We start from the raw sequence: 17,852 nt of genomic DNA, 5'->3' as shown, positions 1-17,852 counted from the left end.
CCGCCGAAGCAGGCTACGGGAAGAATACCCATTACAACCTGCTACGGCGTGAGTCAATGCGCAACTGGCCCAAATACGTCTTTTGAAAGCCGGAGGGCTTCATCAAGCGCGGCCATATTGAGCCCCTCAACCCCTACCAACGGGATAATTTCTTCGGTTGGCAGATTCCCCGTAAGGTCGTCGGCCGCCATGGGGCACCCGCCAAACCCGCGCAAAGCCCCGTCTATTCGGGTCACCCCTGCCCGTAGGCAAGCAGCTACCTTCGGGCGGGTTTCACCCGGTCGGGTATGCAGGTGAGCGCCAAATTCTACACCGGGAAATCGAGTCAGCAAATGCCGGAATAACGACTCAATTGCCGCCGGTGTCGATGTACCCACGGTATCCGACGGGGCAATGATTCGCACACCCAGATCAACAAGCTTTTGTGTGAACAAACCAACCCGTTCAGGGCTATAGGGGTCACCATACGGGTTTCCAAAACCCATAGATAGGTAAACCACCAGCTGTTTGCGGGCCTGCTGGGCCATCCGTTGCATCTCGGCCAAATCGGCAAGAGCCTGGTCGATACTCCTGTTCGTATTGCGTTGCTGAAATGTTTCGGATACCGACAACGGAAACCCGATGTACCCGATCTGATCGTGGGTGAGTGCCTCGGCCGCTCCGCGCAGGTTGGCGACAATGGCCAGCAGATGGGTGCGCGTTGTGGTAAGGTCGAGCCCGGCCAGTACGTCGGCGGTATCAGCCATTTGCGGAATGGCTTTAGGCGACACGAAGCTACCAAAATCAAGCGTGTGAAAGCCGACCCGAAGCAGGGCATTCAGATAGCAGATTTTCAGGTCGGTGGGTACAAGATGCGGCAGGCCCTGCATGGCATCGCGGGGGCACTCAACAAGGTGCATAGGCAAGCAACAGAAACAGATGTAAGGTTTCTGCACCTAAAACGGCCAATCGACACAAAAAGTTAACCAGTTCAGGCAGGCGTTGGCAAACGCAGGGTGGTGCCAGCTCCCTCTCCGGTTACGGCAGCAGCCACTTCATCGGCGTGGCAAATCACCACCCGCGATACGCCCTTGTCGAGCGCATTAAAGGCATTGTCGAGCTTCGGAATCATGCCTTTGTTGATGGTGCCAGCCGCCTTGTGTTCGGCGTACAGGTCGGGGGTAAGCTTGCCCATAACGCTATTATCATCGTCGGGGTTGGCCAGTACGCCTTTCTTTTCAAAGCAGTACACTAACGTAACCGAAGCCCGCCCAGCCATATCAACGGCAATAGCCGACGCCATTGTGTCGGCGTTGGTATTCAGTATGTTACCTGCCTCATCGTAGGTCAGGGGTGCGTACACAGGCGTGAGGCCTTGCCTCAGGAAGTACAGAATCTGCCCCGAATCGACCTCAATCACATCGCCTACAAACCCATAATCGATCTCTTTGACGGGCCGCTTACGGGCCAGTACCGTACCAGCATCGGCACCGGTAAGCCCAATGGCATTGACTCCCAGTGCCTGTAATTGGGCCACTAGTTGTTTGTTTACGAGGCCACCATAAACCATCGTCACCACGTCGAGCATAGGGCGATCGGTAATCCGCCGTCCATCGACCATGGTTGTCTGCACCCCTAATTTCTCGGCCACCTGGGTAGCCACTTTCCCTCCGCCATGAATCAGGATTTTATCGCCGGGCAGCCCCGCAAACGCGGTCAGAAACCGTTTGAGTGCATCCGGATTGTCGACCACATTACCACCAATCTTGATTATAGTCAGTTGGGTACTCATGAAGAAGTTAAGGTTTTGGGTTTATGGTTTTCGTTTGCCATACACGCCTACAAAACAGCAAGATACGTGAATAAATACGGAACAATGCATAATGAACAGAGATTTACCTTACTGATTATCAGACCATTCATTCTACATTATTCACTGTACATTATACAGTCAATTTCGGCTATACACCTGGCTGTGCGAAGCGCGTGGACGTAGAATTACAGCGTAAGCAGAATTTCTTTCAGTACCGCCTGCGCCGACCATTCGCGGTTGGCTGCCTGCTCAATCACCAGCGACTGCGGGCTGTCGAGCACATCGTCGGACACTTTCACGTTCCGACGCACGGGCAAACAGTGCATAAACTTACCGTTATTGGTCAGCTGCATCTTATCCATAGTTACCATCCAGGCCGGGTTTTGCGTAAGCACCTGTCCGTAATGCGTGTACGACGACCAGTTTTTACCGTAGATAAAATCGGCTCCTTCGAAGGCTTTCTCCTGATCGTACTCAACGCGTGCGTTGCCGAGGTACTCGGGGGCCAGTTCGTATCCGGGGGGGTGCGTCACAACAAACTCAATTTCTCCAGCATTGGCCAGCGGATTCATCCATTCACAAAATGAATTGGCAACCGCCTGCGGCAATGCTTTAAAATGCGGGAGCCACGTCAGTACCACCTTAGGGCGGGCCGGCATGGCATAGGCCGCTTTTGCCTCGGCAATGGTGATACAGTCGGCCAGCGATTGCAGCGGGTGCCGGGTAGCCGACTCGAGGTTCACAATGGGTTTACCTGCATACTTCCGAAACTGACTCATCACCAGCTCGCGGTAGTCTTTATCGCGGTCTTTCAGCTCGGCAAAGGCCCGAATTCCGATCACGTCGCAGTAGCGCCCAATCACGGCTGCCGCTTCCTTCACGTGTTCGGCTTTGTCGCCGTTCATGATAACGGGGTGGCCTTCAATCATTTCTTCCATTTCAAGCCCCCAGCTATCCTGCCCGACGTTCATAACCATCACGTTCATACCCAGATTCTGAGCCGCTTTTTGGGTACTCAGCCGGGTACGCAGACTCGAATTGAAGAAGATGAGGCCAATGGTTTTGTTTTTGCCGAGGTGCGCATCTTCAAACGGATTGGCTTTCACATACAGCCCCTGCTTAACGAGGGCGTGAATATCAGTGACGTCGGTGGGGGAAATGAAATGCTGCATAATGAATCGTAAACCCAGGAGACGAACACCCGTCAACGACAAGCTCAATTGGTAGCCCGTGTTCTCCTGTGTTGGTAAAAGTGTTTTTGTCAGGAATATCGTTACGATTGAACGGCCAGGCAAACGCTCAGAGCCTCCAGAAACTGATCGGCTTCGGCCTGTCCAACGGCCAGTGACGGCAACAGACGAACCGTGTTTTTGCCTGCTACCCCCGTAAAAATATGGTGATCGTACAGCAGTGTATTCCGTAGCGACTCCACCGGAAAATCGTACTCGATTCCGATCATGAGCCCGCGGCCACGCAACTCTTTGTAGCCGCCAATCTGCCGGATACCATTCATGAGGTACTCGCCCATTCGGGTGGCATTGTCGATCAGGTTTTCGTCGCGCATGATGTCAAGAACCGCGATGGCTGCCGTGCAGGCCAGGTGATTACCGCCAAACGTGGTGCCTAGCAAGCCGTAACTCGCCTTGAACTTGGGTGAAATAAGAATACCTCCAATCGGGAAACCGTTGCCCATGCCTTTCGCCATGGAGATAATATCAGCCTGAATACCGCTGAACTGATGCGAGAAAAACTTGCCGGAGCGACCGTAGCCACACTGCACACCGTCCAGAATAAGCACGGCACCTGTTTCGTCGCAACGCTTCCGCAAAGTTTGCAAAAACGCATCCGAAGCCACCTGAATGCCCCCTACTCCCTGAATTCCTTCAACGATCACCGCGCAGGCTTCGTCGGTAATTCCTTGCTGGGCAGCTTCGGCATCATTGAACGGCAAAAAGGTAACGTGCTCACTGTAATTGACCGGAGCCACAATAGCCTTATTGTCGGTAGCCGCCACAGCACCAGCCGTGCGACCATGAAACGCCTTACTAAACGCAATCACTTTTTTGCGGCCGGTATGAAACGACGCCAGTTTGAGGGCATTTTCGTTGGCCTCGGCCCCCGAATTGCATAGAAACAGGGCATAATCCGGGTGTTCCGACATCTCACCTAACTTATCGGCCAACTCCTGTTGCAACGGAATCCTGACCGAGTTCGAGTAAAACGAAATTCGGTTTAGCTGCTCCGTCAGGGCCTGTACATAACGCGGATGCGTGTGCCCTACCGAAATTACGGCGTGGCCACCGTACAAGTCCAGATAACGATCTCCCCTGGTATCCCAAAGGTAGCTGCCCAACGCCCGAACGGGTTCCACATCGTTCAGCGGGTACACATTAAATAACTCAGCCATCGGCAGTAGAGGGCGTCAGCCGTCAGTACGACTGCGCACATTTCATGTTTCGCAAAAAAAGAAGAACAAGATTACGGATTTTTAGGGGAATAAGGGCTAAAAAAAGCAAAAAGGAAGCACTCGGGCCTCCTTTTTGTAAACTTGACAAGGCCAGCCGCCCGGCCGCCCTTCCCCTATACACGCACCAGAAATTCGCGCAGAATTCGAAGCGACTCCTCGGGTTGCTCTATCATACCCAGATGCCCGGCATTGTCCAGCCCCACAAACGCCCCTTTGTCATTGAGCAGATCGGCCATTTGGGTGCTTTTCTCAAACGGAACGAGGTTATCTTCTTTGCCGGCAATCACGAGTATTGGAAACGACGCATGTTGCAGCACCGCCGAACGGTCGGGTCGGGCGGCAATGGCACGTACACCCGCAGCCAGCGCATCAGGAGGCAGCTGTGAGCCGATTTCGATACGCTTGGCAACCTGTTCGCCCAGCGCTTCACGATGCGACGATGCCACCATTTTGGGTACCGTCTCTTCGACAAAAGCCCGGCTACCCTGCTGCTGAATTTGTTCAATAGCGGCCTGCCGTTTCGCTTTCCGTTCGTCATCGTCGGCGAAGACCGTCGAGTGAAACAAAACCAGCCCACTCACCAGCTCGGGGTGATACTCGGCAAAAGCCAGAGCAATGTATCCACCCATCGAGTGCCCTATCAGCACTGCCTTGTCGACCTGAGCTGCCTGCAGCATGCTGTACAGATATTCAGCATAGGCTTCAATGGTAGTATGGTTGGCAAGGGCTGAGAAATCGGGTTTGATCAGCTGATAATCCTGAGCGAGTTCGGTGTACAAGGAGTCCCAGATCGACGCATCGACCCCGTGCCCATGCACCAGCACCACTGTTTTTTTCTGATCCATACGGTTTTGATTGAGTGATTGAGTGAATGAGCGATTGAGTGAATAGGGCCAGAGCGTTTCACACAATCATTCACTCCATTATAAGTTAATGCACAATAAATAATGTACAATGGAAAAAGCTCAATGCGCTGGTCATCATCGTTTTCACTATTCATTCTACATTATACATTTCATTCCGATTCAATACATAAAACATACAAAAACAAAGCGCCGGGTGGCCGCACGAAGCCAATCTTCATGCGATCACCCGGCGGCTCTCTGGTGGATTCAGGTCTTCAGACCGACACGGTCGCGTGTCTGAGCCTTCGGTTATCGCAACAGATCAACCAAAATCAGTACCAGACCTACAATCAGGGCAATAACACCCAGCGGGCTGGCTACGCCAAGCAACATCAGGATCAAACCGGCAATGGCAATGATAGCCCCCAATGTGAGCAGGCTCTTCGCCATTGGCTGGTCAGGAGCCATCTGCTTCTTGATCTTTTTGTCGATCTTCTTCACCATGGTCCGCTCCATCAGGTTCATTTTCTTGGCAGCCGTGTTTGATACAGGTGCCATGGTTGCCTGCTGAGTGGTGGCGTCGAGCATGGCGTTGATCTTAGCCATTTTCTTCTGCACCCGCTTGTCGGCCATTACCTCTTTGTTACTGGCAACGGCTTCGTTCAGCTGCGCCCGAACCGTAGCCAATTGAGCTTGTGGAGCCACTGGTGCAGCGGGGGTTTCCACGTCAGGCGTTGCTACCGGAGCCTGCACGGCTACCGGTGCTTCATTCTGAGCAGGCGCAATGGTTTGTACAGCCTCCGTTTTGGTAACCGTAGCAAACTTTTCGGCAGGGGTGCGCTGAATGGTTGCATACGGACGGCTGCAGGCAGTGAACAGGGCCGTTCCGGCCACGAAAAGGGTGATTCGTTGGGCAAAAGTTTTCATCAGATAACGTTTTTGTTTAATGGTGAACTACTCAGATTTCACCGGTCTAACAACGCCCTGATGACTTTGTTGCTAACAAATGACGCAGTTCCGAAAAAGCGAGGAAACGGTCCAGATTAGGCCGCAGCCGACGTATCGGACCACCGCAACATGCCCTGAAACTTCGAATCGCCAAATTTCTGGCGCGCGTAGTCGAGCGATACCGTAAACTCCTTGATGCCGGGTTGCGACGGCAACTCGTACATGGCATCCAGAATGATGGATTCGCAGATCGAACGCAGGCCCCGCGCCCCCAGGTTATAGGTGAGCGCCTGATCAACGATAAAGTCGAGCACTTCGTCGGTCCATTTCAGCTCAATACCTTCCATTGCAAACAGTTTATTGTACTGTTTCGAGATGGCGTTTTTGGGTTCGGTCAGGATCTGAAGCAGAGCCTTACGATCGAGGGGTTCAAGGTGAGTCAGAATAGGCAACCGGCCGAGCAATTCGGGGATGAGGCCGAACGATTTGAGATCCAGCGCCGATACGTACCGCATCAGGTATGACTTTTCGGAGCTCTCGTGGAGCCGACGCTCGCCCGAGAACCCAATGGGCCGTGAGTTGACGCGCTTGGCAATATGCCGCTCAATGCCGTCGAAAGCTCCTCCACATATAAACAGAATGTTTTCGGTGTTGAGGGCAATCATCCGCTGATCGGGATGCTTACGGCCACCCTGCGGGGGCACGTTCACCACCGATCCTTCGAGCAATTTAAGCAATGCCTGTTGTACCCCTTCGCCACTGACATCGCGGGTAATTGAGGGGTTATCCGCTTTGCGCGCAATTTTGTCGATCTCGTCAATGTACACGATACCCCGTTCGGCCGCATCGACATCATAGTCGGCTGCCTGAAGCAGGCGGGTCAGTATCGTTTCCACATCCTCGCCTACGTATCCGGCTTCGGTAATCACGGTGGCATCGGCAATGCAGAAGGGCACTTCCAGAATCTTGGCAATCGTGCGGGCGAGGTAGGTTTTACCGGTACCGGTTTCGCCCACCATCAGAATGTTCGATTTTTCGATCGTTACCTCATCGGCCGACTTCGGCTGCATCAACCGTTTGTAGTGGTTGTACACAGCCACCGTCAACGCTTTCTTGGCCTCGTCCTGCCCAATCACGTACTGATCGAGGTGCTTTTTCATGTCGACCGGCTTGATCAACTTGATATCAACCTCTTTAGCCTCGGTCCGTTGCGGCTTCATTTCCTGCAACACCACCTGATGCCCCTCTTCAATGCAATAATTGCAGATGTGGGCATCCAGGCCAGAAAGTAGCAGCATGACCTCATTTTTGCGTCGGCCGCAGAACGAACAGTTAATATTTGGCATGAATACGTGTCTATTTCGGGTAGAAAAATGTGATACGGTAACGGAGCGTTGATATTGTTTGTTAACCGAAACCGCACAAAAAAAGACCTGATGCGAATCAAGTCATAATAGGCTAACAAAAATAAAGGCATCGTGCCGAAAACCCAAGTACCTGTTTATCCAAAGGGCAGCTACAGAACGGCCTCTTCTGCCCCCTCCACATCGGCGGTTGCCTGCACCACACCCGTCACAATCAGGTATTGCGCAGCAGCATACGTACTCATAACGATCAGGCTGGCAACAGGCAACGGGAATGCAAACTTATTTAACGCGATAGCCGAGTCGGAGAGCATAAACAATACGGCCCCCGCCACTACCTGTCTGTAATTAGCCTCGGTCACAGCCTCCCGGCGCATGGCCGCCATGATGCCCATCAGCGCAATACAGACTACATAACCCACTACCGGGCCAAGTAATCCGGTTGCACGCAGCGGCTTGTACAGATACAGCAGAAATCCGGCCGAATACAATCCAAACGGAATGGCCCGAAGCGCAAACTGGCGAGCCGACAAGCGCACTCCGGCATCGCTAAGTTGCCCCCAAAAAGAGGCTATATAGGCCAGTTGCATAAACAAAAACGACCCCAGCCCCACCACAAACAAGTCGATTTCCCGAATCATCAGAAACACATCGCCGAGCAGGGCAAATACCATTCCGACAAACAGCCACCGCACGGGTCCGCTCTCCTGCCAGTGTGCCCGTTTAAACACCACCCAGGTCATGAGCGAGAGCATAATGAGCGGCTTGCATACGTAATGTAACACGGGTATGCGCAGTAGGTCGCCCGTGATTTCGAGAGCCGTTACGAGCAACAACCAGATAAAAAGCGGACGAGAAATCATACCGGCCAATGAAGAGCAGTTGTGTAAGCCTGCAATTTGGGCCCATCCATCCACATAAACAACATCTCGTTTTTCCTGATCCAGTTCGCGAAATTCCATCTGTCTACCATCGTGCAAAAACGCTCAGTACTGGACATTAGATGTTGGACATTAGACGTTAGACCTTCCTATATAAAGGTAGTAAGTCTAACGTCCAGTGTCTGAAGTCCGAAGGTCCAGTACCGAGGCAAAAACGCTTAAACATCCGGTTCGATATTGAGTTTGAACAGATTAGTACTAAGTACCAACCGTACACTTCACCGATGATCCGCTTACTGACCGCCCGGGTTTGGCGTCGCCTGTACCAAACCCCTACCCTTCTGACCATTCTCGTTGGTCTCGTTTTAGTCACGTACCAATTCGTGATAGGCTCTCTCCCCCAAACGCTTCAAGTAGGTTTTTGCGCCTTTATGCTCGCCGTTGCGGGTATCCCACACGGGGCTCTCGATCATTTGGTCGAACACGAACGATCCATCCGGCTCCACAAACCGTTTTCGTTCAGGCGGTTTATCGCTAAATATTTGCTCACGATGGGCCTCTATGCACTTGCATGGCTATTTGCGCCTGTGCCTTGCCTACTGGTTTTTCTTTTGATCTCAGCCTGGCACTTCGGCGAAACTGACCTAAACAACGCCCCTCAAACACCGTACTGGCTTATCGCCCGGCTTGCGGCTGGCGGCTTTGTTCTGGGGTTCATTCTTTTAACCCATGCCGACGAAACAAGCCCGATTTTGAGCCGCATCGTGCAGGCCGACGCTCAGGTTATGCAGGTTTGGCAGTTTGCTGCCGATCGGGCCGGGGCTGTTTTACGCGGTTGGGCTACGCTAATTTTAGTGTTGACCATGCTGGCTTATAGCCATCACCCAATTTCACTCAATGGTGCTCGAATCATGCGTTTGCTCACCATTCTTTTACTGGCTTACTTTTTACCTTTGCTGCCTTCATTTATGTTGTACTTCGGTGGTTGGCACGCCCTCTCCTCATTTGCTACCCTTCAGAATTTCCTGCCTGTAAATAACCAAAAACCGTATGGCGCCCTGAAACATATCTGGGTAAAATCGCTGCCTCTTACGCTGCTTTCAATCTTCTTTCTCCTTCTTTTTACAGTTAGTTGGCAAACCATTTATCCTGATTTCGACCCTTTACCACTTTTGTTTATCTTTTTGTCATTAATCACTTTACCTCATATTGAGGTTATGTACGGAATTGACAACAATTTAAATAACTGATTATCAATGTATTAGTTTCAAATAAAATAAATAAAATTGACTAAGTAAACAGATTTCACGTACCGTTGGATAAAAATATTGTTTAGTTTTTTTACAAAAATCTTAAACAATAAAAATGAACACTCTGTTGATGTTTCAATAATTAATTGCACTTTTTCAGTTTGTTCACTTTTTCACTTCAACTACAATGCTTAGTCAACTTAACTCAATTTTGCTGGAGGTACTTCAGCCAGGTGATGTGATCGGTTTCACTTTCTTTACCGGTTACATGTCCATGTTTGCCGCATCGGTCTTCTTCTTCATGGAACGTGGTGAGGTCGACGGTAAGTGGCGTACATCACTGTTAATTTCGGGTCTCATCACCATGATTGCGGCCGTACATTACTTCTACATGCGTGGGGTATGGCTTGAGACCAAAACGTCGCCCACCGAATTTCGGTACATCGACTGGACCCTCACTGTACCACTGATGTGCGTCGAGTTTTACCTGCTGATCAAGCCCTACGGCGGCAAAACGTCAACCCTCTGGAAGCTGATTGGCTATTCGGTATTTATGCTGGTGACTGGTTACATCGGTGAAGCCATTGACCCAAGCAACACCATTATCTGGGGTGCCGTATCGACGTTAGGCTACCTCGGCATTATTTATGAAGCCACCCTGGGCGACGTAAAAAAGACGGCCGATGCTTCACCCAATCCGGAGGTTGCCAAAGCCGTGAAACTGCTCCGCAACTTTGTGCTGATCGGCTGGGGGATTTACCCGATTGGGTACATGGCTATGCCCGGTGGCTTGCTCGGCGGCATGGGCCTTAACCTCGACCTCGTTTACAACATTGGCGATGCCATTAACAAAATCGGATTCGGTTTAGTCGTGTACGGAGCGGCAGTAGCTTCAACCAAAAACGAGTCTAAAGTATCAAAACTCGTATCGGCCACTGTCTGAACTTCTACCGAACACCCCAAATGAAGGTTAAGATCTATGCGAACAAAACATAGTATGGAGTAGAGTAGGATAATTAAAAAAGGCAACCCCGCTTGAGGTTGCCTTTTTTAATTACTCGTTGACAGCGTGCTTATCGCTCCCGACGCAGTACTTCGTCGATTAGTCCGTATTCTTTCGCTTCGTCGGCACGGAACCACTTGTCACGGTCTGAGTCGCGCTCAATCTGCTCAACGGTTTTGCCGCAGTGATCGGCCAGAATCGTGTACAGTTCTTCCCGTAACTTCACGATCTCACGGGCCGTAATTTCAATATCGACCGATTGGCCCTGCGCACCGCCCGAGGGCTGGTGAATCATAACACGGGCATGGGGTAAGGCCGACCGCTTACCGGCGGCACCACCCGCCAACAACACGGCTCCCATTGAAGCAGCAAGGCTTGTACAAACCGTGGCGACATCGGGGCGCACATACTGCATGGTATCATAAATACCCAAACCGGCATACACCGAACCGCCGGGGCTGTTGATGTACATCAGGATGTCTTTCTTCGGGTCAGCCGACTCCAGAAAGAGCAACTGAGCTACAATGATGTTGGCAATGTTATCATCTACTCCCATACCCATGAAGATGATGCGGTCGGCCATCAGGCGCGAAAACACATCGACTTCGCGGAAGTTCATGGGGCGCTCTTCAATAACAGAGCGGGTCATGTTCTCAACCGTGTGGTTCATGTAACCGTCCACCGTCAGGCCATTAAGGCCCATGCCGTGTACGGCAAATTTTCTAAATTCTTGTCCGAAATTCATGGTAAGGTTTCCTTTGTTTAACTAACTAATCCCGATTCGCAGAAGTTTCCAGAAACAACATCCCGGTCATCGGCCTAAATCTTTCGTCACAAAAATGCGTTATGCAAACGAAAAGTATTGTCGGTCTGACTGTAGAAATTATCAGCACAACTTGATTTCTTTACCACCTCAACCCCTTCTCCCATGACCCTCAGCGAACGAATCCGGCTCCGGCGCCTGCAACGGGGGCTATCGCAGGAAAACATGGCCGATCTGCTCCATTTGTCGACAACGGCTTATGGCGACATCGAACGCGGCAAAACCGATCTGACCCTGTCGCGGCTGAGTCAGATTGCCGCCGTTTTCGACCTATCGCCCGCTGCCCTCCTGACCGACGAAGAGCCGCTTACTCCCGCCGAGGCCGTGCCCCTATCCGACCCGAGTCACGAACTGGAAACCCTACGGCTCACCGTGGAGAAGCAGCAGCTGGAACTCGAAAAACTCCGGCTCGAAACCGATTACTGGAAGCGTCGGTACGAAGACCGAATCGCCTTTGAATTAGCCCGCGCTCTGGGGCAGGAACCCGTGCGGGAGCGGATCGGCTTCTGACCAGATAACCCTCTGCAATCCATAAAAAGAAAAGGCGAACCCATTATGAGTTCGCCTTTTCTTTTTACAGGAGGTTCTTACCGGCCTTCGGCAACAGCTTTGAACTCGTCGAATGAAGCGGGCTTCGATTCTACCGTCACCTGCGTTTTGGCGTATTCGATTACTTTGTCGTCGAACACGCGGTTGAACAGGCTCGTGTAATTCTGACCGTTGTTTTTCTCGTCCATCAGGTAATTCCGGGCGATCTTGTCGATGGTTTTGTTCATCTCCTCGTCGTCGGTGTTGGTGAAGCCAAACTGCTCACGCACCATCTGACGGGTTACTTCCATGATTTCTTCAAACTCAACTTTCACATCGGCCGTCTCGGCGATCTTGTTCTTGATGAGTTGCAGCTTCACCGACTTGGCAAACTCTTCGAACTCGGCATCAACCTGCTCGCGGCTTACCTTGCCTTCGTTGCTTTCGATGAGCCAGTTTTTCAGGAACTCTTCGGGCAACAGAATAGGAATATTGTTGAGTAACTCACGCTCAATGTCGTACCGCAACAGCGTGCTCGACTCGCGCTCGTAGTTTTTCGAGATTACCTCCGCAATCTTCGTCCGGAATTGCTCTTCGCTCTCAACCTGGCCAATGCCAAAGGTTTTGTCGAACAGTTCCTGGTTGATTTCAGCTGGCTGATGACGGGTTACGTCTTCAATTTCAAACGTAAACTCACCGGTTAGGTCAGCGGCTTCCTCTTTCTTCACGCCGGTAGCGTTGGCGCGGTCTTTCTCATTGGGGAAAACCGTCTCGATCGTGAACGTCACGACCTCGCCTTTTTTCTTTCCGATGAAATCAGCTTTGGCTTCCTCAGCCATTTTATTGGTTGGGAAAGCCGTTTTGCTCGCAAAGCCAGCTTCTGCACCTTCGGGCGCGTTCACCTGCTTCAGCTCGCCGTAGATCGTGTCGCCATCGGCAACTTCGTCGGCGTGCTCATGCGTATGGAACTGCTTCTGGAGGTTTTCGATCGTTTCGTTGATCTCTTTGTCCGTTACCTCAATCTGATACTGCGTGAGGGCGGGCAACTGATCAAAATGAACGTCGAAATCAGAGGCCAAACCAAGCTCATAGCTGAACTCAAATTGCTCCTGCGTATCCCAGTCGATAGCGTCGGCCTGCTCCCGGTTCGGAACGGGGTCGCCTACCACCTGCAGTTTGTTTTCGCGGATATAATTAGAGACCGTTTTGCCCAGAATAGAATTGATTTCTTCAACCAGTATTCCTTTGCCGTACATCTTTTTGATCAGAGCCGGGGGAACATGACCGGGGCGGAAGCCCTTCAGAGCAACGGTCTTACTGTATTGCTTCAGTTTTTTATCAACTTCCGGCTTGTAGTCGTCCGGTGTCAGCGTAATCCGTAGCGAGGCATTGGTCTCACTCGCTTTATCGAGAGCTATATCCACAATTGTGATTGTTTATTAAGTGAATGAGCGAATGGATGAATGCGTGAATAAAAGCGGCTCGAGAGACATTCGCCAATTCACTCATTCACACATTCGCTCATTGTACTGTTGTACGGGCGGAGGGACTCGAACCCCCATGCCTTGCGGCACCAGATCCTAAGTCTGGCACGTCTACCAATTTCGCCACGCCCGCAAAGTGGCCAGTCGTCGGTATTAGATGTTCGCGTAAGCAGATACTTTTGCGTTTTTCCAATCCCTAAAGCTTACTGGTTTGGCCCGCAAAAGTACGAATAAGATTGAATAGCGCAATAGTGAACGAGCAATAAATAGGAACAAATTCTGTACGTACGCTACAGACAGGCCACTGTAGGCGTTCCTCGCCCCCGCAAACTATCTCTGTTTGAGATCATTTACGATCACTACCGCGTACAGACTCGAGTAACTGCCTCAGCTCATCGACCAATTGCGGTTGCTCCCCAGCCCGGTTTTTCGTTTCCCCTCTGTCTGCTTTCAGATTATACAACTGCGGTTGCTGCGCATTGCCTAGCTCCGTGTTGGTGTTTTTCTCCACAGTTGGGCCGTTGCTCGGTTCAATATATTTCCAGTCTCCCCGGACAACCGAAAGCGTATTGTTCAAAGCCTGCTCGACTACGTACGCACGGCCTTTGTTTTCTTTGCCCAAAAGTGTATTCAGGGTATTAAAACTGTCCGGCACTTCGCCCGGTGCCGGTTTTTGACCCGCTAAAGCAGCCAGTGAAGCGGGCAAATCGACCTGGCTCATGAGGGCATCAGAAACACCAGTCCTGACCCGGCCGGGCCAGCGTACAATGAACGGCACCCGCGTACCCGCTTCAAACGCGCTATACTTACCACCCCGAAGCGGCCCCGCCGGCTGGTGAGTACCCAGTTTAGTAACGGCTTCATCCTGATACCCATCATCGATAACAGGGCCGTTGTCGCTACTGATAATTACGAGCGTATTTTGTTTCAGCCCGAGTCGGTCCAGGGCTTTCATAACCTCGCCCACGCACCAGTCGAGCTGCAAAATAACGTCACCACGAGGCCCCATACCGCTTTTTCCAACAAACCGGGAGTGGGGCATCCGGGGCACGTGAATGTCGTGCGTTGAAAAGTACAGGAAGAAAGGGGCCTTCCGGTTGGTTTCGATAAAAGCGGTTGCCTTTTGGGTAAGCACATCGGCCATGTCCTCATCTACCCAGCGAGCGGCTTTTCCGCCTGTCATATACCCGATCCGGCCTACGCCATTGATGATGGTTTGATTATGCCCGTGCGAGTGCTTCATTTTCAACAACTCCGGGTGGTCTTTACCGGTTGGTTCGTTGCCAACCGGCTCGCGGTAACTGACCTGCACCGGGTCGGCTGGATTGAGGCCAACAATGCGGCCATTTTCGACATACACACACGGGACTCGGTCACCGGTGGCGGGCAGTAAGAACGAGTAGTTGAACCCGATTTCGCGCGGACCGGGCTTTATTTCGCCGTTCCAGTCGGGGCCACCTTTGAGGCCAAGGCCGAGGTGCCATTTACCCACCACTCCAGTTTGGTAGCCCGCCCGTTGCAGCAAACGGGGCAGCGTGGCCCGGTCGGTCGGGATGAGGAGGGCAGCGTCGCCCGGCGCGATACCCGTACCGGATTTGCGCCAGGCATACTGCCCGGTCATGAGTGTGTAGCGCGACGGCGTACACGTGGCCGCCGTCGCGTGGGCACGGCTGAACCGCAATCCTTCAGCGGCTACCTTGTCGATGTTTGGGGTTCTGACGGTTTTGGCTCCGTAACAGCTCAGATCACCGTACCCCAGATCATCGGCGTAAATCAACACAATATTGGGCTTTTGCTGAGCTACCCCTACGAGTGCAAGCAAAACACCCCAAAAAGTAAGTGCAATCGATTTGGTCATTATCTTCAGAATCAGAGATCAGAATCCGTTTAGCTGGTCACGTATGTTCCAAACAATTATAGGGTACGGTTTCTAACCGGTAAGACCGTAGGGCAAACGAAATCGCAGTGGGGCCTCCCCAGACGTGAACGACGAAAAATTGCTGGACAGACAAATCAGATTTTTTGTGATCGAAGCAGGCGGTTAATTTGTTTTTATCCCGTAACTTGAACGACAGAGTACAACGTAACGAGATGATAAATTACCTATGAATGATGTAGTCGAACCCGTCATTGATCTGGAACTGGAACGCCAGGAGATTCTGAAACGATACCGACGTTTGCTCCGGGCGGCCAAACCTCTGTTGAAGGAAAATGACGCTAAACTGATCAAAAAGGCGTTTAACACCTCAGCCGAAGCGCACAAGAATATGCGTCGTCGGTCGGGCGAACCATATATTTACCACCCGCTCGCCGTGGCACAGATCGCCGTGGAAGAAATTGGGTTGGGCACTACATCAATCGTAGCCGCTCTGTTGCACGATGTGGTCGAAGACACCGACATGACCATCCCCGACATTGATCGGCTGTTTGGCGCGAAGGTGGCCCGCATCATCGACGGACTGACCAAAATCTCCGGTATTTTTGAGTACGGCACCTCGCAGCAGGCTGAGAATTTCCGCAAAATGCTGCTGACTCTGTCAGACGATGTGCGCGTGATTCTGATCAAACTCGCCGACCGACTGCACAATATGCGGACGCTCGACTCGATGCCCCGCGACAAGCAGCTCAAGATCGCTTCGGAGACTATTTACATCTACGCCCCACTGGCGCACCGACTCGGTTTGTACGCGATCAAGTCGGAGCTCGAAGATCTGTACCTGAAGTACGTGGAACCCGAAGCCTACAAAGACGTAGCCCGGAAACTCCGCGAAACGAAGGCCGGCCGCGACCGATTCATCAGCAAGTTTATCGAGCCGATTGAAGAAAGCTTACAGGCCACCGGCTATAAATACGTGGTTCGGGGGCGGCCCAAGTCGATCTATTCCATCTGGAACAAATTGAGCAAGTCGAAGAAGCCCTTCGAGGAAATTTACGATTTGTTTGCCGTTCGGATTATTCTGGATGTGCCACCGCAGCAGGAGAAAGCGGCCTGTTGGCGAGCTTATTCCATTGTTACGGATCATTACAAACCTAATCCTGACCGGCTCAAAGACTGGATCAGCACCCCGCGCGCCAACGGCTACGAGTCGCTGCATACCACGGTTATGAGCAAAACCGGACAGTGGGTTGAGGTGCAGATTCGGACGGAGCGGATGAACGAAATTGCCGAGAAAGGCTACGCGGCCCACTGGAAATACAAAGGCAACGACACCCAAACGGGCCGCGGTATCGACCTCTGGATCAGTCAGGTTCGCGACATGATCGAGACGACTGAGAAAGGGGAAAAAGCCGGGGCCATTGAGTTTCTCGATGATTTCCGCAGCAATCTCTACAGTGAGGAGGTCTTCGTATTTACGCCCAAAGGCGACCTGAAAGTATTGCAACGGGGAGCAACCGCGCTTGATTTTGCCTTTGACATCCACACCCAAATTGGGGCCAAGTGTATGGCAGCCAAAGTCAATAATGTGCTGGTACCGTTGAGCCACGTCCTGCAAAACGGCGATCAGGTCGAGGTGATTACCTCCAACAAACAAAAGCCCAACGAAGACTGGCTCCGGTTTGTGGTGACATCCAAAGCCCGCACCAAGATCAAAGACCTCATCAAGGAGGAAAACAAACGCTACGTGACGGATGGGCGCGACATGGTGGCCAAGAAACTGAAAACGCTCCGGCTCGACATGACCAATGAGCTGCTTAACCAGCTACGGGCGTTTTTTGGGTCGAAAACCACGGCCGATTTCTTCTACCGGGTCGGAAAAGGGCATATTGAAACCAAAGAAATAGTTCGGTTCAAGTCAGAGAAGGAAGCTAAGGAAAACCGGCAGAACAAACTCAATACCGACAACATTGCCGACGGCAAGAGCTTTACGAAAGAGCTCAAGAAGATGCACGGCGACCGAGCCGATGCCGACATGCTCCTGATCGGGGAAGATATGGACAAGATCGACTACACACTCTCCAAGTGCTGTAACCCGATCTCCGGCGACGATGTGTTTGGGTTTGTGACCATCAACGACGGTATCAAGATTCACCGGGTATCGTGCCCCAACGCCGTTGAACTGATGTCGAACCACGGCAACCGGATCATCAAGGCCAAATGGACCTCGCAACGCGATCTGGCGTTTCTGGCGGGGCTACGCATTACGGGCACCGACCGCGTCGGGCTGGTCAACGACGTAACCCGGATCATCAGCAACGAGCTCAGTATCAATATGCGCTCGGTCACGATTGACTCGAAAGACGGCATCTTCGAGGGCAAAATTAAGCTCTATGTCCACGACACAGCCCACCTCGAAACCCTCATGAAGAAGCTCGACAACGTCGACGGAGTGTACGAAGTGGTACGCTTCGACTAAACAACTGACAATTATCAGAGAACAACGAACAGAGAACAACGGGCAAAAAATTGCTCTCTGTTCATTGCTCGTTGTTGATTGTTCGTTGTTGATTGTTCGTTGTTCTCTGTTC

General features: G+C 51.9%; 15 protein-coding genes and 1 tRNA gene. 4 read left to right on the top strand and 12 right to left on the bottom strand.

Going from position 1 to position 17,852, the window contains the following annotated elements; genetic code table 11:
* Nucleotides 1–53 precede the first annotated feature (53 nt).
* From RUDLU_RS0123275 to RUDLU_RS28025, 8 genes are all read right to left on the bottom strand, one after another.
* Nucleotides 54–899, bottom strand: coding sequence for a hydroxymethylglutaryl-CoA lyase (locus tag RUDLU_RS0123275; protein ID WP_019990850.1), 846 nt, complete (start codon nucleotides 897–899; stop codon nucleotides 54–56).
* A gap of 71 nt (nucleotides 900–970) precedes the next feature.
* A complete protein-coding gene (gene argB / locus RUDLU_RS0123270; RefSeq protein ID WP_019990849.1) occupies nucleotides 971–1,771 on the bottom strand; it encodes an acetylglutamate kinase in 801 nt (266 codons plus the stop codon).
* A 206-nt stretch (nucleotides 1,772–1,977) separates the two neighbouring features.
* Nucleotides 1,978–2,964, bottom strand: a complete 987-nt coding sequence (locus tag RUDLU_RS0123265; RefSeq protein WP_027303326.1) for a Rossmann-fold NAD(P)-binding domain-containing protein — start codon at nucleotides 2,962–2,964, stop codon at nucleotides 1,978–1,980.
* A 101-nt stretch (nucleotides 2,965–3,065) separates the two neighbouring features.
* Nucleotides 3,066–4,199, bottom strand: a complete 1,134-nt coding sequence (locus RUDLU_RS0123260) for an aspartate aminotransferase family protein (protein WP_019990847.1) — start codon at nucleotides 4,197–4,199, stop codon at nucleotides 3,066–3,068.
* Nucleotides 4,200–4,372: 173 nt separating this feature from the next.
* Nucleotides 4,373–5,104, bottom strand: coding sequence for an alpha/beta fold hydrolase (locus RUDLU_RS0123255; protein ID WP_019990846.1), 732 nt, complete (start codon nucleotides 5,102–5,104; stop codon nucleotides 4,373–4,375).
* Nucleotides 5,105–5,413: 309 nt separating this feature from the next.
* On the bottom strand, nucleotides 5,414–6,031 hold the full coding sequence (locus tag RUDLU_RS0123250) for a hypothetical protein (protein ID WP_019990845.1): 618 nt from the start codon (nucleotides 6,029–6,031) through the stop codon (nucleotides 5,414–5,416).
* Nucleotides 6,032–6,147: 116 nt separating this feature from the next.
* Nucleotides 6,148–7,398 carry an ATP-dependent Clp protease ATP-binding subunit ClpX gene (clpX, locus tag RUDLU_RS0123245; RefSeq protein WP_027303325.1) on the bottom strand — a complete coding sequence of 417 codons (1,251 nt, stop codon included), beginning with the start codon at nucleotides 7,396–7,398 and terminating at the stop codon, nucleotides 6,148–6,150.
* Between the two features lie 170 nt (nucleotides 7,399–7,568).
* Nucleotides 7,569–8,378: a lysoplasmalogenase gene (locus tag RUDLU_RS28025; RefSeq protein WP_052316758.1), complete on the bottom strand. Its 810-nt coding sequence runs from the start codon at nucleotides 8,376–8,378 to the stop codon at nucleotides 7,569–7,571.
* Between the two features lie 203 nt (nucleotides 8,379–8,581).
* Here RUDLU_RS28025 and RUDLU_RS0123235 point away from each other — a divergent pair, with 203 nt between their 5' ends.
* Both RUDLU_RS0123235 and RUDLU_RS0123225 read left to right on the top strand, forming a co-directional pair.
* The gene (locus tag RUDLU_RS0123235; RefSeq protein ID WP_019990842.1) at nucleotides 8,582–9,547 is read left to right on the top strand and encodes a Brp/Blh family beta-carotene 15,15'-dioxygenase; all 966 of its coding nucleotides are present in this window, start codon (nucleotides 8,582–8,584) and stop codon (nucleotides 9,545–9,547) included.
* 187 nt (nucleotides 9,548–9,734) lie between these two features.
* Nucleotides 9,735–10,490 carry a bacteriorhodopsin-like gene (locus RUDLU_RS0123225; protein ID WP_019990840.1) on the top strand — a complete coding sequence of 252 codons (756 nt, stop codon included), beginning with the start codon at nucleotides 9,735–9,737 and terminating at the stop codon, nucleotides 10,488–10,490.
* Between the two features lie 130 nt (nucleotides 10,491–10,620).
* Here the strand turns inward: RUDLU_RS0123225 and RUDLU_RS0123220 are convergent, their stop codons facing one another.
* On the bottom strand, nucleotides 10,621–11,295 hold the full coding sequence (locus tag RUDLU_RS0123220) for a ClpP family protease (RefSeq protein ID WP_019990839.1): 675 nt from the start codon (nucleotides 11,293–11,295) through the stop codon (nucleotides 10,621–10,623).
* Between the two features lie 183 nt (nucleotides 11,296–11,478).
* On the opposite strand from RUDLU_RS0123220, the gene RUDLU_RS0123215 reads away from it, so the two are divergent.
* On the top strand, nucleotides 11,479–11,883 hold the full coding sequence (locus RUDLU_RS0123215) for a helix-turn-helix domain-containing protein (RefSeq protein ID WP_019990838.1): 405 nt from the start codon (nucleotides 11,479–11,481) through the stop codon (nucleotides 11,881–11,883).
* 77 nt (nucleotides 11,884–11,960) lie between these two features.
* Here RUDLU_RS0123215 and tig read toward each other — a convergent pair whose 3' ends face one another.
* The 3 genes from tig to RUDLU_RS0123200 all read right to left on the bottom strand — a co-directional run bounded on the left by tig (nucleotide 11,961) and on the right by RUDLU_RS0123200 (nucleotide 15,243).
* Entirely contained in the window at nucleotides 11,961–13,325 is a 1,365-nt protein-coding gene (gene tig, locus RUDLU_RS0123210) for a trigger factor (protein ID WP_019990837.1), read from the bottom strand.
* Between the two features lie 111 nt (nucleotides 13,326–13,436).
* Nucleotides 13,437–13,518: transfer RNA gene (locus RUDLU_RS0123205), tRNA-Leu, on the bottom strand.
* Nucleotides 13,519–13,731: 213 nt separating this feature from the next.
* Nucleotides 13,732–15,243, bottom strand: coding sequence for a sulfatase family protein (locus tag RUDLU_RS0123200; RefSeq protein ID WP_019990836.1), 1,512 nt, complete (start codon nucleotides 15,241–15,243; stop codon nucleotides 13,732–13,734).
* A 247-nt stretch (nucleotides 15,244–15,490) separates the two neighbouring features.
* Here RUDLU_RS0123200 and RUDLU_RS0123195 point away from each other — a divergent pair, with 247 nt between their 5' ends.
* Nucleotides 15,491–17,740, top strand: coding sequence for a RelA/SpoT family protein (locus RUDLU_RS0123195; RefSeq protein WP_019990835.1), 2,250 nt, complete (start codon nucleotides 15,491–15,493; stop codon nucleotides 17,738–17,740).
* The last annotated feature ends 112 nt before the right edge of the window (nucleotides 17,741–17,852 follow it).

Source organism: Rudanella lutea DSM 19387, assembly GCF_000383955.1.
In the GTDB taxonomy this organism is placed as follows: domain Bacteria; phylum Bacteroidota; class Bacteroidia; order Cytophagales; family Spirosomataceae; genus Rudanella; species Rudanella lutea.
The sequence above is the reverse complement of the archived record's forward strand: the minus strand, read 5'-3'. Positions and strand labels throughout refer to the sequence as shown.